The following is a 21,064-nucleotide window of genomic DNA, read 5'->3' as shown; positions in this document are numbered from 1 at the left end:
GTGTATCACCCCTTTTTGATTTAAAAAGCGCAAGCGGCTTGCTCAGAACAAGAGGGCGTTGGAACCCCTGACATAGAGGCGCTTTTCACCTCGCAGGAAGGGGTGAAACGACCGAATGTTCTAGCCGCTGGAGCTAGATTTCTTAAAACGCATAAGCGGCTCTTTTTATTATTCGAACATCCTCCTCATTCAAACAACAAAAAAACCTTTCTGCCTCTAGAATGAGCAGAAAGGTTTATATGCGTATATCAACATTATCCCTTTCTCTCATCTCTCAAAGCATTTGCTTTGCAGGAATTGGCACCATTTCAACATAAAAGTTGACGGTTGCCGGGTTTCATAGGGCTCAGTCCCTCCACCTCTCTTGATAAGAGAAATCAGATTCAATTTTCGTCTGATTTGAAATTTATGAAATTGTCTATATTTTATGAATTGAATTGTATCAATATACACCCACTATGTCAACAGGAATTTTCACAAAAAACGAAACTTCGGAATATTAAGCACCTACCGGCATTGGTTTACATATATGAAACACTGATTCAAATAATAGCATCGTGCGATACGTTCCAGAATAGTGTACACGCCCATTATTAATTAAAGTTTGTAACCGAATATTCCCAGTAACTAATCGCTGTAGGTCTTCCTCCCCAAAACAAACAATTTGTTCTGTTCCCTCGGTTCCTTTCAAAATTTGTATATACTCTCTTGAGATTTGAAGTGAATAACACTCAGCTCCCAAACGGATATTAATTATTTTTTCTCCTTGCCGTAGAAGTGGCTCTAAATGATATTGGCTATTGGCATACGTTACAAATGATTGAAGCAACGAATATAATCCCATTCTAATCACATCCTTCATATCACTTTCTACTAAATACCATTCCATCTTCTTAAAGGGCAATCCTGTTACTTTCTCTCGACAAATAACGTATCACTTCTATCTTTCAGGCGTATTTCCCAAGAAATATGTCGAGGCGGCAAAAACATTGCCGCCTACTGTAATTCCGTATATAAATATTCAACTGAATGAAATGCATATATTTTCTTCATAAGTGTTCCCCGCTCAAATACGAGTAAACAAGGTACACTTTCTACCTCATATTCTCGCGCTAAGTGCGGAGCGTAATTTAAATCTAGCATTCCTATTTCCAAATTAGATATAGTAGCTTCTACAACTGTTAACATCTTCTTTGCTAATTGGCATGTTCCACACATCGGTGTATATACATATAACACTGTTTTTTCTTGGTCTGCTATTAAAGCTGTAGCTTCAGCACCTGTCCAGTCAATCACTTCTATCATTCCTTACCGTAAATATTCTGTATAAACGTCAATGTCAGCTCCCCATAATACGTTCGCTAAATGATTAGAAGGAGCAGTTGCCACTTCACGATACGAACGATCAATGTAAATATGCTCAGCTTGCGGAAATTCTTTACGAAATTGTTTTCTGAGCTTTTCACCTGCAGCATCAGCATCCACTAGCACATATACTTCTTTATCAAAAAACTGATCAATGAGTTCATCCATTTTCGACAAACCAATTGTACCATTTGTACAAACAATTTCCACTGGTTCGCGAATAATAGATTCAATCTTTCTTCTATCTGATTTTCCTTCGACAATAATGACTTTCTCTACATAGACCATATGTCATCACCCGATCACCATATACTATAAAACAACCTTACTTTAGTATATAGTATATTCGTTCTTTTCATGTTGTTTCCTGTTTATTTTTGTGAAACTGTTTAGCCCTGTTGGCTAAGGCTCTTTCGCACAGAAGGCGTTTTTTGTCTTCTTGTGCGGAAGGTTCTTAGACATGAAGGACTATGAGGCGGAGCTGGATAAAGAAAAGTGGAAGCGGCTCGCTCAGAACAGAAGGACGTTGGAATTCCTGACGTAAAGGCGCTTTTTTGCCTCGTAGGAAGAAGGGAAGCCACCGAGCATCCTTGCCGCTGGAGCTGGATTAAAAGAAAAGCGCAGGCGGCTCGCTCAGAATGTGGGGGGGATGAAGCTTCTAGCACAGAAGGTGTCCTTTTACGCAATGAAAAATAAAAAGGACAGCACATAGGCTGTCCTTTTTATCTCGACTAAAATTAGTCTTGGTTTGTCATTTCTGCGTATTGTTCTGCAGATAATAACTTCTCTACTTCACTTGCATCAGAAAGTTCAATCTTAACCATCCATGCACCTTCGTACGGAGATTCGTTAACAAGTTCTGGTTGGTCGCTTAATTCTTCGTTTACTGCCACAACTTTACCACTTACAGGTGCGTATAATTCAGAAACTGTTTTAACAGATTCTACGCTTCCGAATGGCTCGTCAGCTTCAATTGTTGCACCTACTTCAGGAAGTTCAACGAATACGATATCGCCTAACTCACTTTGTGCAAAATGAGTAATACCGATAACAACTTCGTTGCCTTCAGTTTTTACCCATTCGTGTTCTTCAGAGTAACGTAAATGATTTGGAATGCTCATGACTGTACCTCCAGTGAATGTATTAATTATGTAAAAATACCTTATTGGTACTTTTTCCACACACTTTCAAACTGCTCTTCGTTAAAACCAAGTGTTACATTCGTGCCATCTGTTACGATTGGACGTTTAATCAACATGCCATCAGATGCTAATAGCTCAAACATTTCGTCCTCACTTGCATCTTTTAACTTATCTTTTAAGCCAAGTTCACGGTAACGCATTCCACTTGTATTAAAGAATTTTTTTAATGGCAATTCACTTTTCGCATGTAAATTACGCAAATCTTCTTTTGATGGTGGATTTTCAACAATATGAATCATTTCATATGCTACATCGTTTGCCTCAAACCATTTTTTTGCTTTTTGACATGTTCCACACTTTGGATATGAATAAAATGTTACTGCCATAAATTCACCTACTTTTTACTAACCTTTACCTTTATCATATAGAAAACGTTTTATTATTTCAAACGATTCTTCTCCAAACTTTAACTTATTTCGCGACAATTTTCTTTTATCCTGCAAATTTTCCTTATTTTCCGCCATTTAAAGAAAAATAATATATAAAAAAATAAATATAAAAATTTCCCCTCTTCATTCATTATGTATCATTTAGACCGAACATACATCTTAAACAAACGTTTATTTAAATAACTAAAAAATAAAAAGCCCCTAGTCCGGAGCTTCTCAATGCCTGCTCAAATAATCTGCAATCGTTTGAAATACGTATATATACATATTATGAATACTTTGCTCCGAAATCGTATCATTGTATAAACCAGTGCCCCAATACTGCCCTTCACTACTTCCTAGATTTACAAATCCTTGTGTATACATCATTGCTTTATCTGTTGGTGCATTGTTATAATCCAAATCTTTTTCTATAAAAATCAAATATGGCTTATCCTTTAAACCGATAAAAAACACTGGCTTTTTTAATCCTAAAAATAGCTCTGTATATTTTTCTTCTGATGCTTCTTGAAAATATTCTTTCATAACGAGAAATCCGTCGACTTTCTCTGATTTCTCTTTTATCTGATCTAAATTCACCTTCACAAACTTTATGTTTCTAAATGTATCCTTTGGCGCCTCACCGATAACTCCAATTACAAGCGCTCTCCCGCTATACTCTAAAGCAGATGGCACATCCTTATTCTTTGCACATCCAGCTCCCACGAGACATAACAATATAAGAACCAACAAAACAAGCAAACGTTTCATATCTCATCCTCCCATTAAAAGTCAAGTGACAAAAATGTAAGGTTAATACAAAAAAATGTAAGTGAAATCGATAGCCCATTTTGATTTTCTATATTATAATCAACTGGATTTACTTACATTACTAAACACTAGGAGATAGTCATGAAAAAATATAAACTTTCATCTTTTCTTCCATTAAGTTATATACTTCTACTCGTACTCGTAAGTCCCCTTTACGATGTACTGAATAAATCTGGTGTTCATGCTGTTGATGTTACAACAGTAGTTGATGATTGGATTCCATTTGTGAAGGCATTTATTATTCCGTATTTAATTTGGTTCCCATACTTATACGGCGCACTCATTTATTATTGCTTTAAAGATCGAAAACAATATTATGTAACATTAAGCAGCGTTATCCTAGGAAAGCTTACGTGCTTTTCGATTTACTACTTTTGGCAAACAACCGTACCACGTCCAACAGTAGTAGGGACAGATGTATTTTCTGACTTAGTTCGCTATATATATAGTATTGATCAACCTGTAAACTGTTTTCCTAGCATCCACGTTCTCACAACATTTGTGATTATGTTAGCGGCTTATAAGCGAAGAGAACAGCACAGATGGGAATATTACATTCTTACTTTCTTTGGCTCACTTATTATTTTATCGACGTTATTTACAAAGCAACATGCCTTCTTAGATGCCGTTTCCGGTATGGCAGTTGCAAGCACGCTATACTTCGGTGTGCAGCTTTTACTAGTAAACCGAAAAGACACAATTACAATTCCTGCGAGACAAACCTATAAAATGTAAACAAAAAAGCAGACTATGGCTTCTTCAGTCTGCTTTTATCTATATAAAGGAGATTTTCAATTGTAACTTAAGATTGCGGCACAGTCATATCGCCAGAATGAATACGGCCGGCTTTTTTTAACGCGCTGTAAAGTATATAAGAAACAGCTACTGGGATTACGATATAAGTGATGACCATTGCTGGTACAACACCGAATCCTTGGCTGGAAATTAAGTTAATTGGTGCAATAAGAGAGCTTAATCCAAGACCTGCAATTTCTTTACCTGCTTCCAGGTGGAAAATCAGTGCAGAAACAGGACCCACAATGGCGCTAGCAACGACAGTTGGGACGAGAATCATTGGATTTTTAGTAATGTTTGGCAACTGTACTTTCGGAGTACAAAGTGCTTGTGCTAAAATACCACCTAAATTGTTTTCTTTTGCGGAGATAACAGCGAATCCGATAAATTGAGCGACACATCCTGCAAGTGCTGCGCCGCCTGCAACACCGTCTAGGCTAAGTGCAATTGCTAGAGCTGCTGATGAAGCTGGAGAGATAAGTAATAGCCCCCAAACAACCGCAAGCACGATCGAAGCAATAAATGGACTACCAGCTGAGCTGTCTTTAATAAATGCGCCAACTGTATTTAATACAGGACTAATATTTTGAGATAACCAAATACCAACTATACCAGACCCTAATATTGCTGCAAATGGAACGAGCATCATATCTAAAGCAGTTTTTCCGCTTAATCTTTTACCGATATAAACCGCTAGAGTTGCTGTTAATAACGCACCAATTGGTTCACCAGTTTTAATAATTAAGCCGGCTTCAGTCATCGAAATCGACCCTGCTCCAATCGCTCCGGCAACCATCGCTGAGAAAATGACAAGTCCGTTTGCCCCAAGCATGAAAGCAATCCCTGCTCCAATTGCTGGTGCCATCAGTGATTTCGCAACAACTCCAATTGTAATTAACATCGGAATATCAACAATTCTTCCTATATTTTCGATAAGTAAACCAATTCCAAGGGATACGAAAATACCTTGTGCAATTCCGGCAGAACCTTTAAATACACGAGACATTATATATTCCTTCATCTATTTCACCTTCTCCTAGTTTAGTAACCAGTTGTTTTCATATAGTCACGTAAAACATCATTTGATTGTGCAAATCGGTCTTCTTCAGCTTCTGTTAAGTTTAGTTCTACAACTTCTTTTACACCATCTCTTGTAATAATTGCTGGTACACCTGTACAAATATTATATTCGCCATATTCACCATCTAAAATTGCTGAAACAGCAATCACGCGGTGATCATCATTAAAGATAGAACTTGCAATATAAGCGAGTGAGTTACCAATTCCATAATAAGTAGTACCCTTACGTTTATAAATTTCCCAACCAGCTTTAGCAGTTTTCTCAACAATTTCATCTAAATCGATTTCACCGAAACGTTCTTTTTGCTCTTCTAAAATTTGCAAAATTGGTTTTCCACCAACTGTTACGTGAGACCAAGCAACCATTTGTGAATCACCATGCTCACCTAATGAGTAACCATGAATGCTACGAGGGTCTACTTCAAGCATTTCAGATAAAATTGTTCTTAAGCGTGAAGAGTCTAATGATGTACCTGTACCAAGCACACGATTTCTTGGTAAACCAGATAATTTCCAAACTTGATAAGTAATAATATCAACTGGATTCGATGCAATTAAGAAGATACCGTCAAATCCGCTTTCCATTACACCTGCTACAACACTTTCCATAACTTTCGCGCTTGCTCCTAAAGTATCCAAACGACTTTGTCCTGGTTTTGGAGCTGGACCCGCTGTAATAATAACAATGTCCATATCTTTGCAGTCCTCATAATCGCCTGCATACACTTTTGTTCTTGTATTTGTAAAGTTAATGCAGTGTGATAAATCCATCGCTTCTCCAACTGCACGTTCATGATTTATATCAATTAATACCAACTCTTCACAGATACCTTGATTCACAATTGAATACGCACAGCTTGATCCAACTAATCCAGTACCAATAATTGCGATTTTTCTTGTGTTTCTATTCATAAGAACCTCTCCTATGTAATTATGTAATGTTTTTGTTTGTTCTTTACACTTTTTATTATAGTGATTCTCACTGTAATAACCATGGATACTTTGTGAAACATTGAGCAATCTTTTGTACTTTTTGTGACATACCTTACAAACTTTTCGTCATATTTGTTACAACTAAAAAAATATTTTATACTTGTTTATTGATATATATATAAATAAAAAAGCGAGTGAATTATCATCTGATATTCACTCGCTTTTTTTATTCATTACTGTGCGCTTAATTGACTTTTCAGCTGCTGAACAACCGTTGGATTTGCAGGAGCAGCTGGCTTATAATGTCCTTTTTGTAATGCATATTTATATACACTACGTTGTCTCATTTCATCCTGATTTCGAATGTGAATCAGCGTTTGATGTAACTGTTCGTTATTTGACTCTGCTATGTAATTCGCATAACTAGTCAAACTAGCATTTAATTCCGATAAATAATCGTTAACCATATCTTTTTCATTCATAATCGATACCCTCCTAGCCTAAAAAGGACATTAATTGTTGTTTTGTATTTCTTGCAGCTTGTGCATCTTGTTGTAGCATTTGTTTCAATTGAGGATCTGTACACTGCTGCGCATACTGATCTAGTTTATTTGCAACTGTCGCATGTCCTCCAATAAGATGACGTAAATTTTCAAGCTCAAGCTCTGTTAAGTTTGGCATAATAAAAACCTTCCTTTCTTTAGTCATTCAACATTTAGTATTTATTCCTTTTCGGATTGTATGCATGTAAAGTGAGGGTATAAGATGATGATTCACTAAAAAATAAAAGGTTCATTCTTAGTAAAGAATCCTCTAAATTATTGAGGGACCTTTTCAATTCCCCCCCCACATCACTTCATCTCCCCATTTCTTTACACCTTTCTCGCTAAATTTCGCTCAGCTTCTTCAATCGCTCGTTGCATACGTAACATCGGATCCTCAATCATCTTTCCGTGCCCTGTCGCCAATACAGACGGTTTATATCGTAGCAGTTTCTGAGCGCTCTTTAATGCTGTTTTTGCATGCCACGTTCCAAACACAGGAAACGGAAAGAGCCACTTAATCTGGCCAGCCACCGCAATCCCTCCCCTTGTTTGAAATGCGTCTCCAGCAATCAATGCATCATTTCTTGTATCCAAAAAGGCCATCGAACCCGGTGTATGTCCTGGTGCCATAATTGCTAAAAGAGAACCAACTTGATTTCCCTCCTGCAGAAGCACATCTGGGATCGTCTGTATTTTTTTAGATACTCCAACTTTTATTGGAACGTTCGCTTCCCCTTGCTGCAATGACATGTCTCCTTCAAGCAAGCGGGAATCTCTTTTTGAAATATGAACAGGAACATCAGGAAGTACCTGCTTCAGCGCATCAATTGCACCTACATGATCATCATGTACATGTGTTATAACAATGTTCGTAATTGGTTTTCCGATTGTTCGAGCTGATTCTAAAATCTTCTTTGCACTAAACGACAATGCTGCATCAATTAAAGTTAATCCTTTTTCTTCTTCAACGAAATAGCAATTGATTGGAAATAGATTTGGAAAAAATGCTAATTGATAAATTGTACTTTTATGTATCATTCGCATCTCATTCATCCTTTCTAATCAAACATAACAAAAAGAGCTGTTTACAAATTAATATGTAAAACAGCTCTTTCTCATCTAATATCTTTTTCTCAAAACTAAAATAGATAATGAATAGGAGCATAATACTCCTGCCAATAAACATGCATTCGCTAATTTATACTGTTCACTCGTTAATGAATATAGGTTACCGATTAGAAAAATAATTAAATACGAAAGTAAGAATACAAATAACGAGATTTTTGCAGCATTTCCTGTAATTTGATCCCCTCTCTCATCATTTCCCTCTTTCTTTTCAAAACGTGTTGAATATAACACCCCAATTAACCCTGCGATTGATGCGACCATTCCTATTGCTATTATCATTCCATTTCCCCCTCTATCGTATATTGAAAGACTTCATGAAACTCCTTACCAAGAACATGAGCAATTTCAAAAGCTAAAATAAGAGATGGATTGTATCGATTTGCTTCAATAGAAGCTATTGTTTGCCTACTAACGCCCACGCGATTTGCTAATTCCGTTTGTGACCATCGCTTCTCTGCTCGAAGTACAATCAGGTTATTTACTAAACTTCCTCTTTGATTCATAGCCACCTCCACTTTTTACATTATTTTCTATATTTTTATTGTAATTTATTTTTAACATGTTGTGAATTATTTTTAACATTTTTATAATACAAAAATTCGTCAGTTAAAGTAATAGCAACTTAGTACAATAGAAATAAAGTAAAACCAAACTAAAATATCTGTAAAGTAGGTGCTATATGAGTTGGAATACAATCAAAACAAAAGAAAATATTGAAAACCTCCTTCATTTATTTGGAGGCTTTCACGATAGTTGTTTGAAAGAATTATATTTGTGGACAGATAGCTGTGTAGATGAGAATTTATCTATGAGGGTATTATCTGGTACAAACGTAAGAATACTTTTTCAAAGACAGTATGAGAACCCCTCCGCAATAGAGTTACTCGTTGAAGGTGTTACACAATTTCATTTAACTCCGCCTCCTGAAAATCATGATTCAACCATTTTCGGTGCATCTCTTCTATTACAAAACAATTTATTTTATTGGGCAGATGATATTGGCTGGAAGCCTAACGAGGTTACACAATATGAAGTAAGTTGGATTGCTGCGAAAAGTGTAAAGTGGAGAGATGCTAGTTCGTGGATGGGAGATAAAATGCGATACGGAGTAATTAGTGAAGATTAGTTTAACAAAACTAAAAAAAACAGTAGCCACAAACGTGACTACTGTTTTTAATTACTCATTAAACTGTATAACGCTCATCCTCTAACACTTTCGCAGCAATTTCACGTTTCTTCGGAATTACGTTAAGCGGTGTGTGACGTGTGAATTTGCGAAGCGCTGATAACATCATGCGCAGCATATCACCATTTTCAACTGCAATAATTGTTTCTTTCGCATCTGCTTCGATTTGGTTGAACGCTTCTTGGCAGAATACTTCAGTGTACAATACTTTTTGTTTATTCTTTTCAAGACCAGTTGCTTTGATTGCTTTTTCTGTACGAAGAACAGCTGATTCCATTGCGTATAAGTTGCTTACGATATCTGCAATGTTAACAAGAACTTCTTGCTCTTTATCTAATGCTTTACCGTATTTTTGAACAGCTAATCCAGCTACCATTAAGCCGATTTTCTTCGCGTTATTTACTAAATATTTTTGAAGTGCTAATGGCTCATCGCCTACTTCTTCAGGCATCATCATCATTAACTCTTCTTGTAATTTTTGCGCTTTTTGAAGAAGTGGTAATTCACCTTTCATCGCTTTACGTAAGAACGTACCTGGTACGATTAAGCGGTTGATTTCGTTCGTGCCTTCGAAAATACGGTTAATACGAGAATCGCGGTACATTCTTTCAATCTCATACTCTGCCATAAATCCGTAACCACCATGAATTTGCACGCCTTCATCTACTACATAGTCTAATACTTCAGAACCGAATACTTTATTCAACGAGCACTCAATTGCATATTCAGCAATAGAAGCTGCTACAGCCTTACCATCTTTTACTTGCTCTTCTGTTAATGTGCTCATATGGCTTTCAAATAAACCAACTGTACGATATACAGAGCTTTCTGCTGCATAAATTTTCGCTGCCATATTTGCAAGTTTTTCTTGAATTAATGGGAAGCGAGCGATTGGTTGTTTGAACTGTTGACGCTGATTTGCATATTGTGCTGAAATTTCTAACGCACGTTTTGAAGAACCAACTGTACCAACACCTAATTTGTAGCGGCCAATATTTAAAATGTTGAAAGCGATAATATGACCTTTACCAATTTCACCAAGTACATTTTCTTTTGGTACTAATGCATCTTCTAAAATTAATGTACGAGTAGAAGAACATTTGATACCCATTTTCTTTTCTTCAGGGCTTGTAGATACGCCTGGATATTCTTTCTCTACGATAAACGCTGTGAAGTGCTCACCATCAACTTTTGCGTATACAACGAATACATCAGCGAAAGCAGAGTTTGTAATCCATTGTTTTTCACCATTTAACACGTAATGCGTTCCTTCTGCATTTAAGCGTGCTGTTGTTTTCGCACCTAATGCATCAGATCCGGATCCTGGCTCAGTTAATGCGTATGCAGCTAATTTTTCACCTGTTGCAAGTGGCGGTAAATATTGTTTCTTTTGCTCTTCATTACCGAATAAAACGATTGGTAAAGATCCGATACCAACGTGGGCACCGTGTGTAATTGCAAAGCCGCCAGCGCGAGAAAATTTTTCTGCAATTAATGCTGAGCTGATTTTATCAAGACCGATTCCGCCATATTCTTCTGGTACGTCAGCGCCTAATAATCCAAGCTCGCCAGCCTCTTTTAATAAACGAACAGAGCGATCAAACTCATGTTGCTCTAAATATTCAAGCTCTGGTAGAACTTCATTTACGATAAAGTCCTCTGTCGTTTTCGCTATCATTTTATGCTCATCGCTATAATCTTCCGGTGTAAATACTTGATCAATCGTAATCTCATCAACTAAAAAGCTACCGCCTTTAACTGCATTTCCCACTGTTTTTTCCATGAAAATTTCCTCCTTCATATTTTCATAAGCCACTTCTCTCACTTTGAGAGAAGCTGGCTCTTCCTTTATTTTTTATACCCTTTAGTCGTTTCCACTCTTCGTCAGGGCCTCCAACGTCCTCTTGTTCTGAGCAAGCCGCCTGCACTTTTTTATAGTAGTTCAAACACCCCAGCAGCTCCCATACCGCCACCAATACACATTGTTACAATACCGAATTGCTCATTGCGGCGTTTCATTTCATGAATAAGAGATAATGTTAATTTTGCTCCTGTACAGCCAAGCGGATGACCAAGTGCGATTGCACCGCCGTTGACATTGACTTTTTCTTCATCTAGACCAAGCTCACGAATAACTTGGATCGATTGAGAAGCAAATGCTTCATTTAGTTCAAATAAGCCGATATCAGATAGCTCTAATCCTGCTAATTTTAACGCTTTCGGAATCGCTGCGATTGGTCCAATTCCCATTACTTCTGGTGGTACACCAGCTACTGCAAAGGAACGGAATTTCGCAAGTGGCTTCATGCCATCGCTCACTGCTTTTTCACGATCCATAAGAAGTACTGACGCTGCTCCATCACTCATTTGTGAAGAATTACCAGCAGTGACAGAACCGCGAACGTTAAATGCTGGACGCAATTTTCCTAAGATATCTAATGTTGTGTCCGCTCTTACGCCTTCATCTTGTGAGAAGATAATTTTTTCTTCTTGAATTTTGTTATTCGCTGCAATAGTGCGTAGCATTACATCCACAGCTACTGTTTCGTCAGCAAACTTCCCATCAGCTAACGCTTTCGCTGCACGCTGATGACTTCTTACTGCGAATGCATCTTGCTCTTCACGGGAAATTCCATATTTTACAGCAACTTGCTCCGCTGTGTGTCCCATGCCCATATAATATTCTGGAGCCGCTTCTACAAGTCGGCTATTTGGGCGAACAACATGCCCCATCATTGGAACTAAGCTCATAGACTCTGCTCCGCCAGATAATACTGCTTCTGAATGTCCTAACATAATGCGCTCTGCACCGTAAGCAATACTTTGCAGTCCTGAAGAACAGTAACGGTTAATTGTAATAGCTGGAACATCATAAGAAAGCCCTGCTAATCCGCCGATATTACGAGCCATATTTAAGCCTTGCTCTGCTTCTGGCATCGCACAACCGAAAATTAAATCATCAATTGGCCCTTCATAATTATTCGCACGTTTTAACGTTTCTTTTACTACTAATGCCCCTAAATCATCAGGTCGAACTGTTTTTAATGAACCTCTCTTTGCCTTACCAATTGGTGTTCTTGCTCCCGCAACAATGACAGCTTCTCTCATGAACGATATCTCCCCTCGTTATTAGTTACGTAATGGCTTTCCTTTTACAAGCATGTGCTGCATTCTTGCTTGTGATTTCATCTCACTTACTAAACTGATAAATGCTTCACGTTCCACATCTAATAAATACTGCTCATCAACTTCTGTTCCGTATGGTACTTTTCCGCCGGCAATGACATATGCGAGCTTTTTCGCAATGTGTAAATCATACTCGGAAATATAACCAGATAAATGCATTGCTTCAGCTCCAAGTAAAAGCGTTGCATATCCTGTCTCACCAACAACCGGTATCTTTTTACGAATCGGTGCTTTGTAACCCGCTTCATATAAAGCCAGTGCTTTTTGTTTTGCATCATATAGTAAGTGATCACCATTCACACTAATACCATCTTTATCGCCTAAGAAGTTGCGAGAAACAGCCTCTTGCGCTGATGTAGATACTTTTGCCATCGCAACTGATTCGAACACTTTATTCGCAACCTTTTGCAGGTCAAACTCCACACCGTTTGCCATTTTGTTTAAATGTTTAATATATAGTTCTTTGTTACCGCCACCGCCAGGGATTAAACCAACGCCGACTTCTACTAATCCCATGTACGTTTCGCTAGAAGCTTGAATGCTAGCTGCTGGTAAGCAAACTTCTGTACCGCCACCAAGCGTCATACCATATGGCGCTGCAACGACTGGCTTAGAGCTGTATTTAATTTTCATCATTGCGTCTTGGAAGTTTTTCACGACCCACTCAATTTCAAAGTAGTTGTCATCTTGTGCTTCCATTAAGATCATCGCAAGGTTTGCACCAACGCAGAAGTTCTTCGATTGGTTTCCGATAACAAGTCCTTTATAATTCTTTTCTACTTCGTCAACAGCGTAATTAATCATTTGCGTAATATCCATACCAATCGCATTGCTCTTCGAATGGAATTCTAAGCAAAGGATGCCATCACCTAAATCAATTAAGCTCGCTCCGCTGTTTTTCTTTAACACGCCATTTTTCTCTTTTAATTGCTTAAGAGAAATTGCTTTTTTATTACGTCGGATAAGCTTATATTCACCGTTATCGTAGTAATAGCTTTCACCATTATCATGTTTATAGAAAGAACCAAATCCTTTCTCTAACATGTCTTTTACCCACACAGGAACAACTTGGCCGTTCTCTTCCATCTTTTGAATGGATTTTTCTACGCCAATTGCATCCCAAACTTCAAATGGACCTTGCTCCCAGCCAAATCCCCATTTCATCGCTTGATCAATTGCGACAATATCATCTGCGATTTCTTTATGAAGCTTCGCAGAATATAAAAGAGTTGGCGTGATAATATTCCATAATAGCTCTCCTGCACGATCCTTCGCATATACAAGCGCTTTCAATTTGTTCGCTAGTCCTTTTTCTTGTTTACTTAACTCTACGGATGCGGCTTTTAATTTCTTACGCGCTTCATATTCCATCGTCTCAGGATTTAACTCTAAAATTTCTTTTCCTTGTTTTAAGAAGAAACCTTGACCTGTTTTACTTCCAAGCCATTTTTTATCTAGCATGTCATGCATGAAAGCTGGTACTTTAAATACATCTCTTTCTTCTTCCTGCACGTTTTCATATACATTGTTCGCAACATGAACAAATGTATCTAACCCAACAACATCTAACGTACGGAACGTTGCACTCTTTGGACGACCGATTAATGGGCCTGTTACAGAATCAACTTCCCCAACGCTATAGCCACGCTTGATCATTTCTTGCAACGTTACAAGTAAACCGTACGTACCGATGCGGTTCCCAATAAAGTTTGGTGTATCTTTCGCAATAACAACGCCTTTTCCAAGAACGTCTTCGCCAAATAATTTCATGAAGTTTAACACTTGTGGATCTGTTTCTTTTGTCGGTATAATCTCTAGAAGTTTTAAATATCGTGGTGGGTTAAAGAAATGCGTTCCTAGGAAATGTTTTTGAAAGTCATCTGAACGCCCTTCTGCCATTTTCTCAACGGAAATACCTGATGTATTTGAGCTCACAATAGAGCCAGCTTTACGAACAGCATCTACTTTTTCAAATAGTTTCTTTTTAACATCTAAGTTTTCAACAACAACTTCGATAATCCAATCTACATCAGCAAGGCGCTCAATGTCATCCTCTAAGTTTCCTGCCTCAATCAATGCCAGATTACCTTTCACTGTAAGAGGAGCTGGCTTTTGCTTTACTAATTTTTGCAGTGCCCCGTTACTAAAACGATTTCTCACACTTTTATGTTCTAATGTAAGCCCCTTCGCTTCCTCTTCTTTCGTAAGCGCCTGTGGTACAATATCAAGCAATAATGTTGGTATACCGATATTGGCTAAATGTGCAGCAATCCCTGAGCCCATTACGCCAGAACCGAGAACAGCAGCCTTTTTAATTTGGAACATCCATTTCTCCCCCTATTCTTGAATGAATGCTCATTCAATTTTTCGACATGCGTCGCAATCAATGAGTGAGCCTCTACTAATAAATATATGATACTGTTTAAATTTTCGCAATATATTTATTGATAAAATTTTCTGAAATAAATACTTTTCTTTTGTTTGGGTACTCTATAATTGTGTATTTTCTTGATAAAATACGCTTTTCCCTTTTTAGAATTTGACAAAAATGGAGGAATATATATGGCTAGACTTAAGAAAGACCCTTCAAAAGCAGGTGTTAGTGCAGCGAGTGTAACAGGAAATGCAGGTCCAGTTGATCGCGGCATCGAAAAAGGACGCCAAGGTAATAACCAGCAATACAAAAAGCACAACATGGGCGAAAAATAACGCTATATGCGCTTGTTCAAAAAGGAGGATAAAGAGAGCCGAGCAGTTCGAGGCGCGGAAGCCGGGAGGATACGGAGTGTAGGTGGAACTACATGAGTACCGGACTGGCGACGTAACGAAGAAATGCGACAGCTATCTTTACCGGACTTTTTGAACTTCCTCTATATTTTTGGGCAGAAAACGTGGCATAATGAGTATTGGGCTGCTTTTCTGCCCAATTTATTTGTACATAAGGAAAGACAAAAGAGGGACTGCATAATGAAACGAACAATAATCATGATTGTGATGATTGCTACACTATTTACAAGTATGATTTTCTTTTCTTACACAAAAAGGCAAAAAGACGTAAGAAGTAATCAGCCTGATATCACAGGAAAATATGGTGTTACAATCGATGCAAATACGGGGGAAGTTTTGTACGGAAAACGGGAAGAAGAACGTTCTTATCCAGCAAGTGTAGCCAAAATGATGACAACCATTCTGTTACTAGAGAATGTAAAAGAAGATGAGGAAATTACTATCACAGAAAATGCGATAAAAACGGAAAGTCAGAGTGCGAAAATTAAGCTTCGTGCTGGTGAAAAATTAAAAAGAGACGAGGCATTAAAACTGATGCTTATCATCAGTGCCGATCCAATTGCTGAGTCTATCGCAGAACATATTGCAGGATCAAAAGAGAAGTTTGTAAAAATGATGAATGCAAGAGCGAAAGAACTCGGAACAAAACATGCAACTTTCAAAAATGCGAGCGGGGCTGACGCACTCGGCAATAAGGTTTCCCCTTATGACATCGCAATCATTACAAAAGAAGCATTAAAATATCCGATTGTGCTAGAATATATGAACACAACGCGTACAACATTGCATACTTCACAGCGCGCTCCCAAAATTGCAAACTATGGTCGTGAAGAACTTTACAATGATCCATATGCAATTGGAAGTAAAAGTGGTTTATCCGCTTTAGGACAATATACTGTCGTAACAGTCGATGAAAAAGATGGAAAGCGTGTTATTAACGTTGTACTTTCTTCTACTCGCACTCAGTTATATCCAGACACAAAAAAAATGGCACATTACGCATTTAAACAATTAAAATAACCAAGGAGTATTTAGCTCCTTGGTTATTTTTTGACCATTCCTTTTAAAACGAACGCAACGTTTGCTGGACGTTCAGCTAAGCGGCGCATGAAATAACCATACCAGTCATTTCCATATGGTACATAAACACGCATTTTGTAGCCTTCTTTAACAAGTTCAAGTTGACGTTCCGTACGAATACCATATAACATTTGGAATTCAAATTGATCACGTGAAATATTATATTCTTCGGCAAGTTTCTTCGTATATTCAATAATTGCCTCATCGTGTGAAGCAATAGCAGTATAATTTCCATTTAATAAGTGCATTTTAATAATTTTTTTATAATTTTCATCTACATCTTTTTTGTCCGGGAATGCCACTTCTTCTGGTTCTTTATAAGCCCCTTTTACAAGACGTAAATTAGGACTATATGCATTTAAATCTTCGATGTCTTTTTCTGTACGATATAGGTAAGCTTGAATAACAGTACCGATATTATCGTATTCAGATTTTAATTGCTTAAAGATCTCAATTGTTTTTCCGCAGCGTGTATAGTCTTCCATATCAATCGTAACAAACACACCGTTTTCTTTTGCAGCCTCTAAAATGCGGCGCATATTATTCATTACGATTTCATCTGAGATGTCTAACCCCATAGAAGTCATTTTTAAAGAAAGCTGTGAATCAAGTTTTTCACGTCCAATTGCACGGATTGCTTCAATCGATTGGCTTGCCATTTCATTTGCTTCTGCTTCATTATCAACGAACTCACCTAAATAATCGATTGTCACACAAAGCCCTTGTTGATTTAATTGTTTAATAGCTGCAGCAGCTAAATCAATTGTCTCCCCTGCGACAAAGCGCCCTGCACCAAAGCGTAAACCGTACTTCTTAGCCAGTTTTGTTAGCGCTTTATTTTTTGACAAGAAAAGAAACGAATTTCGCATTAATTGTTCCATGTAATTCACCCCTATGACTGTACTTTGTCTGTTTTTTACCCCTCTTCAAAATTATATCACTCTTTAAAATTATTTGATACAAATAATTATTTAGATAATTTATAAAATACTATAAAAATATTCAAAAGCCCATATTCTCGCTTTTAAATATCCATAAAAATTTTTCGACATTTAAAATAAAACTAGAAAAACAGGTGAACAACTAGTCTAAAATAAAAATTCGACAATACTCGTCATACCTCTTACTTCTCTTTATAAGTTATACAAAGATATTAATACGACTAAAAATGAATACAAATATAAAATCCTGAGGTACTTAGTTCTCTCCCATAGAAAATCAAGTGCAAAAGGTAGGGGGGATTTCTGTTGAAATAAGTATAGAAAGTGTAAAAACATAGAATCCCGGTTTCATTGAAAGGTACTATCCCTGCATAGTATATAAAATTTTACCCGGATGGAAAACACGTATTGGAGTGTGAAAAATGCCAGAAAGAATGAATGTACAACAAATTCGAATTGAGCCTTGGAACAATGCTAATCTTACTTTACTTCGTCTTATGAATGTACCTGAGATGCTAGAATACTTAGGAGGACCTGAGACTGAAGAACAACTACTTGCTCGTCACGAGCGGTATCTTAAGATTAGTGAGCTGGGAACTGGACGTATGTTTAGCATTGTCCTTCTTCCGCAACTCGAAATTATTGGTAGTGTAGGATATTGGGACAGCTACCGGAAAGAAGAGAACGTATACGAAATTGGCTGGAGCGTCCTACCACCGTTTCAAGGAAGAGGAATAGCAACAAAGGCCGTCGAAAAAGCTATCGCTCATGCTAAAACAGAACAAAGGTACAGATTCATTCATGCTTTTCCCGCCATCAATAATCCTGCTTCAAACGCTATTTGCCAAAAGCTCAACTTCTTATTTATTAATGAGTGTGACTTCGAGTATCCGCCAGGGAGTGTCATACGATGCAATAATTGGTGTTTAGAGATAACTACGAAACCATCAAACAATTCCTCTATATGAATTAAAAGCTTGGGGCCTATTGATCCCCAAGCTTTTTTGTAAAAAATCACAAAATGGTTTCTCCTTCTTATTTCTGATTACGATGTTCCTCATTTAACCTTTTAATATCAGAGATTAACTTTACCATCTCTTCTTTTGCCTCTGGATATGTCTCATTCCAATGCTTGACTAAAGCTGGCATTGTTTTAGCAATGTAAGAGTACAGTGCCCACTTTTGCACTTGTTCTTTTCTCTCTTCACTGCCTTCCCCTAGTAACAATTCTGTATACTTTTCAAGTAAGCCATCAAACTGCTCATTAAATTTGTCACTCATTTCCCTTTCCTCCTTCCCTAGGTACTACAATCAATAATAAAAAAGTGTACCATGGATACACTTTTCTTACCTAATTTACCCATACAAAAAAGCAGCAAAAATCGCTGCTTTCTCCTATAATTTCGAACGAACAGAATTTAATTTTTTCTCCATTGTGCTTTCTTTATCTCGGCGATCATCAATACGAATTGTTGTCGCTACACGCTTTGCACCTTTTGTATATGGCACTTCATGCATTTGTTGAATTACTTCAAGTAATACAGGGAGATCTCCTTCAATTACTGTATTCATCGGTGTTAATTGGTACTTCACGCGATCCGCGTTTTTCTCTAACACTTTTTGTACTTCTGCTACATATTCACTTACGCTTGGATTACCTGTTCCAACTGGAATAATCGATACATCAACAATTGCCATGGTAGTTCCCTCCTATGTTTGTTTCATTTCTATTGTACAAAACTCTCCCCTACTTTACTAACCATAACTATACTTTTAATTTATTTTTCATAATATACTTATCCTCTGTAATCCTTTTCCACTGGTTGTGCATATATTGGTGTTATCCTTTTAAGAACCACCATAATCAACTTATCCTTTTGAAAGGAAGTGGACAATTGAAAAAGTTACTTCTCACTTTATTAGCCATTCCCCTCTTATTTGGAACAACAGCTTGTGACTTATGGCAGAAGGATCCAAAACCAGTAGAAAAGCCTGATCCAAAGCCGAAACCCGATCCAGCACCGACTCCAACTCCGACTCCACCACCTAATCCAACTCCAACTCCAATTCCGCCTCCTAATCCAACTCCGCCTCCAGCTTCAGTAGATACGGCTCAAGTCATACAAAAACTGGTAAATTCAATTAACTCAGTTGGAAATTCAAATGGCATTAACGTAAGCAGCATTAAACTCTTTACTGAAACAGCACAAATCGCAACATATAACGGAATCTTTAATACTAAATTTGGATTAGGCGTTTCCATTTATAAAGCAACTGGCGGTATCGCTGCTGTTGCTATCGCTGGATCCGGTACATCTAAAGAACAAATTGACGCCTTTTATTCCACAATAAAGACTGTCATTCGTTCTATTGACTCAGCTCTAAGTGAGCAAGACATGAACACTATTCTAGAACAACTTGGTTCGAAAGATTATTTTCAAACAAAGCAATTCTCAACTCGAGCAATTAACGGTACATTAACTGTTACTGAAAACAATGGCGCACTTATGTTCAAGGCGGTTCATAATTAAACATACAACAAAGAATAGAGTCTATGTATGATGACTCTATTTTTTCTTTTTCCTGATTAAAAAGTGAAGTACTTGTGTAAATGCTTATACTTCTTTATTCTTAGTATAGAATCTAACTTGTTCGGAGGGCATTATGTTACAAAAATTCGGTTTCTCACAATACGAAAGCCAGGCATATGAAGTCGTAGTTTCAAGCGATGAACCACTAGATGCAACAACGATTGTAAAACATTCGGGTGTTCCAAAAGCAAAAATATATGAAGTATTAGCGCGCCTCATCGACAAAGGAATGGTTATGGATTCCGTCTCAGAAAAGAAAAAGCTATATACCGCCCTGCCACTGGATCTTGCCATTCAAAAATTAACGACAGAATTTCAATCGAATATTAAAGAACTTCAAACAAATATTTCAAAACGATCCTTTACAGATGACCGCGTTTGGAGCTTAAAAATGCAGTCTTCTATTCAAGTACAAAGTAAGCAGTTAGTAGAAGAAGCGAAACAATCTATCCGTATTTCCGCTTGGAATGATACCTTTTTAGAATATCTTCCCTTACTTGAGAAACAAGCAAAGCAAGGCATTGATATTGAAGCACTTGTAGTTGGAGATGTGAAAACAGAACTGTCAAATGTTCATTTTCTCATTCCAACTGAAGAACCTAACGCATTAGAACGTTACTTACTTCTTATTGTTGATGATCGTGAAATTTTATTTGCTGGGGTAGAGCAAGAATCGTGGCAAGCGATGAAAACAATGTCTCCGCCATTCGTAAAATTCTTTACGGAGTTCTTCTATCATGATGTTGCACTTGCAAAAATTACACAGAAACATCACGATCTCTTTATGAATGATGAGGAAATACGCAGCATTTTAATAAAGTTACGATATTAAAAATAGCAAAGGAGCTCTCTTTGCTATTTTTCATTTTGCTTTTTTATTTCAGTTAATAACTCAATAATCTTCTCATTTTGCTGAACCTGTTTCTCAGAATTATGGTAGAGGAAGCGAATCCATCGTAGTACAAAAGCAATCAGAAAAACTGGTAACACCATCGCAAAAAAGCCAATCGCCGATTCCAAATCCATATACCATCACTCCTCACCCT

General features: G+C 37.4%; 27 protein-coding genes and 1 riboswitch. Of the genes, 7 read left to right on the top strand and 20 right to left on the bottom strand.

Features of this window, described 5'->3' with window-relative positions:
- Positions 1 to 264 precede the first annotated feature (264 nt).
- A riboswitch (SAM riboswitch) is annotated at positions 265 to 374 on the bottom strand.
- Positions 375 to 499: 125 nt separating this feature from the next.
- From MHH71_RS18610 to MHH71_RS18585, 6 genes are all read right to left on the bottom strand, one after another.
- Positions 500 to 844, bottom strand: a complete 345-nt coding sequence (locus tag MHH71_RS18610) for a hypothetical protein (RefSeq protein ID WP_018782774.1) — start codon at positions 842 to 844, stop codon at positions 500 to 502.
- Between the two features lie 152 nt (positions 845 to 996).
- Entirely contained in the window at positions 997 to 1,305 is a 309-nt protein-coding gene (locus MHH71_RS18605; protein ID WP_003201723.1) for a thioredoxin family protein, read from the bottom strand.
- A 3-nt stretch (positions 1,306 to 1,308) separates the two neighbouring features.
- Positions 1,309 to 1,653, bottom strand: coding sequence for a toprim domain-containing protein (locus MHH71_RS18600; protein WP_000263236.1), 345 nt, complete (start codon positions 1,651 to 1,653; stop codon positions 1,309 to 1,311).
- A gap of 449 nt (positions 1,654 to 2,102) precedes the next feature.
- Entirely contained in the window at positions 2,103 to 2,486 is a 384-nt protein-coding gene (gene gcvH / locus MHH71_RS18595; protein ID WP_006096504.1) for a glycine cleavage system protein GcvH, read from the bottom strand.
- A gap of 41 nt (positions 2,487 to 2,527) precedes the next feature.
- The gene (locus MHH71_RS18590) at positions 2,528 to 2,893 is read right to left on the bottom strand and encodes an arsenate reductase family protein (RefSeq protein ID WP_003201715.1); all 366 of its coding nucleotides are present in this window, start codon (positions 2,891 to 2,893) and stop codon (positions 2,528 to 2,530) included.
- A 279-nt stretch (positions 2,894 to 3,172) separates the two neighbouring features.
- A complete protein-coding gene (locus MHH71_RS18585; RefSeq protein ID WP_033799228.1) occupies positions 3,173 to 3,706 on the bottom strand; it encodes a hypothetical protein in 534 nt (177 codons plus the stop codon).
- A 141-nt stretch (positions 3,707 to 3,847) separates the two neighbouring features.
- On the opposite strand from MHH71_RS18585, the gene MHH71_RS18580 reads away from it, so the two are divergent.
- Positions 3,848 to 4,501 (top strand): phosphatase PAP2 family protein, encoded by a 654-nt coding sequence (locus MHH71_RS18580; protein WP_006096503.1) that lies wholly within the window; start codon positions 3,848 to 3,850, stop codon positions 4,499 to 4,501.
- A gap of 67 nt (positions 4,502 to 4,568) precedes the next feature.
- Here MHH71_RS18580 and MHH71_RS18575 read toward each other — a convergent pair whose 3' ends face one another.
- From MHH71_RS18575 to MHH71_RS18545, 7 genes are all read right to left on the bottom strand, one after another.
- Positions 4,569 to 5,582 (bottom strand): PTS transporter subunit IIC, encoded by a 1,014-nt coding sequence (locus MHH71_RS18575; protein WP_018765007.1) that lies wholly within the window; start codon positions 5,580 to 5,582, stop codon positions 4,569 to 4,571.
- A 20-nt stretch (positions 5,583 to 5,602) separates the two neighbouring features.
- A complete protein-coding gene (locus MHH71_RS18570; RefSeq protein WP_033799227.1) occupies positions 5,603 to 6,553 on the bottom strand; it encodes an L-lactate dehydrogenase in 951 nt (316 codons plus the stop codon).
- 254 nt (positions 6,554 to 6,807) lie between these two features.
- Positions 6,808 to 7,056 carry a spore coat protein gene (locus MHH71_RS18565; RefSeq protein ID WP_006096501.1) on the bottom strand — a complete coding sequence of 83 codons (249 nt, stop codon included), beginning with the start codon at positions 7,054 to 7,056 and terminating at the stop codon, positions 6,808 to 6,810.
- Between the two features lie 13 nt (positions 7,057 to 7,069).
- Positions 7,070 to 7,255 (bottom strand): hypothetical protein, encoded by a 186-nt coding sequence (locus tag MHH71_RS18560; protein ID WP_006096499.1) that lies wholly within the window; start codon positions 7,253 to 7,255, stop codon positions 7,070 to 7,072.
- Between the two features lie 191 nt (positions 7,256 to 7,446).
- Positions 7,447 to 8,163, bottom strand: coding sequence for an MBL fold metallo-hydrolase (locus MHH71_RS18555; protein ID WP_033799226.1), 717 nt, complete (start codon positions 8,161 to 8,163; stop codon positions 7,447 to 7,449).
- Positions 8,164 to 8,238: 75 nt separating this feature from the next.
- Positions 8,239 to 8,526 carry a hypothetical protein gene (locus MHH71_RS18550; RefSeq protein WP_018782767.1) on the bottom strand — a complete coding sequence of 96 codons (288 nt, stop codon included), beginning with the start codon at positions 8,524 to 8,526 and terminating at the stop codon, positions 8,239 to 8,241.
- Positions 8,523 to 8,750, bottom strand: a complete 228-nt coding sequence (locus MHH71_RS18545; RefSeq protein WP_018782766.1) for a helix-turn-helix transcriptional regulator — start codon at positions 8,748 to 8,750, stop codon at positions 8,523 to 8,525. Before MHH71_RS18545 ends, MHH71_RS18550 begins: the two co-directional genes overlap by 4 nt.
- Before the next feature lie 176 nt (positions 8,751 to 8,926).
- Between MHH71_RS18545 and MHH71_RS18540 the strand changes: the two genes are divergently transcribed.
- Positions 8,927 to 9,373 carry a hypothetical protein gene (locus MHH71_RS18540; protein WP_006096496.1) on the top strand — a complete coding sequence of 149 codons (447 nt, stop codon included), beginning with the start codon at positions 8,927 to 8,929 and terminating at the stop codon, positions 9,371 to 9,373.
- A 58-nt stretch (positions 9,374 to 9,431) separates the two neighbouring features.
- Here the strand turns inward: MHH71_RS18540 and MHH71_RS18535 are convergent, their stop codons facing one another.
- The 3 genes from MHH71_RS18535 to MHH71_RS18525 form a co-directional block, all read right to left on the bottom strand.
- Positions 9,432 to 11,216 (bottom strand): acyl-CoA dehydrogenase family protein, encoded by a 1,785-nt coding sequence (locus tag MHH71_RS18535; protein ID WP_018765011.1) that lies wholly within the window; start codon positions 11,214 to 11,216, stop codon positions 9,432 to 9,434.
- 149 nt (positions 11,217 to 11,365) lie between these two features.
- Positions 11,366 to 12,541 carry an acetyl-CoA C-acetyltransferase gene (locus MHH71_RS18530; RefSeq protein WP_003201686.1) on the bottom strand — a complete coding sequence of 392 codons (1,176 nt, stop codon included), beginning with the start codon at positions 12,539 to 12,541 and terminating at the stop codon, positions 11,366 to 11,368.
- Positions 12,542 to 12,562: 21 nt separating this feature from the next.
- Positions 12,563 to 14,944, bottom strand: a complete 2,382-nt coding sequence (locus MHH71_RS18525) for a 3-hydroxyacyl-CoA dehydrogenase/enoyl-CoA hydratase family protein (RefSeq protein ID WP_006096494.1) — start codon at positions 14,942 to 14,944, stop codon at positions 12,563 to 12,565.
- A gap of 237 nt (positions 14,945 to 15,181) precedes the next feature.
- On the opposite strand from MHH71_RS18525, the gene MHH71_RS18520 reads away from it, so the two are divergent.
- Positions 15,182 to 15,328 (top strand): YuzL family protein, encoded by a 147-nt coding sequence (locus MHH71_RS18520; protein ID WP_003201682.1) that lies wholly within the window; start codon positions 15,182 to 15,184, stop codon positions 15,326 to 15,328.
- Positions 15,329 to 15,586: 258 nt separating this feature from the next.
- Positions 15,587 to 16,426, top strand: a complete 840-nt coding sequence (locus MHH71_RS18515) for a D-alanyl-D-alanine carboxypeptidase family protein (RefSeq protein WP_006096493.1) — start codon at positions 15,587 to 15,589, stop codon at positions 16,424 to 16,426.
- A gap of 23 nt (positions 16,427 to 16,449) precedes the next feature.
- On the opposite strand, the gene MHH71_RS18510 is transcribed toward MHH71_RS18515, so the two are convergent.
- Entirely contained in the window at positions 16,450 to 17,367 is a 918-nt protein-coding gene (locus MHH71_RS18510) for a proline dehydrogenase family protein (protein ID WP_003201679.1), read from the bottom strand.
- Between the two features lie 482 nt (positions 17,368 to 17,849).
- Between MHH71_RS18510 and MHH71_RS18505 the strand changes: the two genes are divergently transcribed.
- A complete protein-coding gene (locus MHH71_RS18505) occupies positions 17,850 to 18,395 on the top strand; it encodes a GNAT family N-acetyltransferase (RefSeq protein ID WP_006096492.1) in 546 nt (181 codons plus the stop codon).
- Positions 18,396 to 18,462: 67 nt separating this feature from the next.
- On the opposite strand, the gene MHH71_RS18500 is transcribed toward MHH71_RS18505, so the two are convergent.
- On the bottom strand, positions 18,463 to 18,708 hold the full coding sequence (locus MHH71_RS18500; RefSeq protein WP_006096491.1) for a YusU family protein: 246 nt from the start codon (positions 18,706 to 18,708) through the stop codon (positions 18,463 to 18,465).
- A 114-nt stretch (positions 18,709 to 18,822) separates the two neighbouring features.
- Positions 18,823 to 19,125: an MTH1187 family thiamine-binding protein gene (locus tag MHH71_RS18495; RefSeq protein WP_001018864.1), complete on the bottom strand. Its 303-nt coding sequence runs from the start codon at positions 19,123 to 19,125 to the stop codon at positions 18,823 to 18,825.
- Positions 19,126 to 19,322: 197 nt separating this feature from the next.
- Between MHH71_RS18495 and MHH71_RS18490 the strand changes: the two genes are divergently transcribed.
- Positions 19,323 to 19,958 carry a hypothetical protein gene (locus MHH71_RS18490; protein ID WP_033799225.1) on the top strand — a complete coding sequence of 212 codons (636 nt, stop codon included), beginning with the start codon at positions 19,323 to 19,325 and terminating at the stop codon, positions 19,956 to 19,958.
- Positions 19,959 to 20,091: 133 nt separating this feature from the next.
- On the top strand, positions 20,092 to 20,850 hold the full coding sequence (locus MHH71_RS18485) for a TrmB family transcriptional regulator (protein WP_006096488.1): 759 nt from the start codon (positions 20,092 to 20,094) through the stop codon (positions 20,848 to 20,850).
- Positions 20,851 to 20,873: 23 nt separating this feature from the next.
- On the opposite strand, the gene MHH71_RS18480 is transcribed toward MHH71_RS18485, so the two are convergent.
- On the bottom strand, positions 20,874 to 21,044 hold the full coding sequence (locus MHH71_RS18480; RefSeq protein WP_003209008.1) for a hypothetical protein: 171 nt from the start codon (positions 21,042 to 21,044) through the stop codon (positions 20,874 to 20,876).
- Positions 21,045 to 21,064: the final 20 nt, after the last annotated feature.

The sequence above is a fragment of the Bacillus sp. FSL H8-0534 genome (assembly GCF_038005885.1).
GTDB lineage: Bacteria > Bacillota > Bacilli > Bacillales > Bacillaceae_G > Bacillus_A > Bacillus_A pseudomycoides.
The sequence above is the reverse complement of the archived record's forward strand: the minus strand, read 5'-3'. Positions and strand labels throughout refer to the sequence as shown.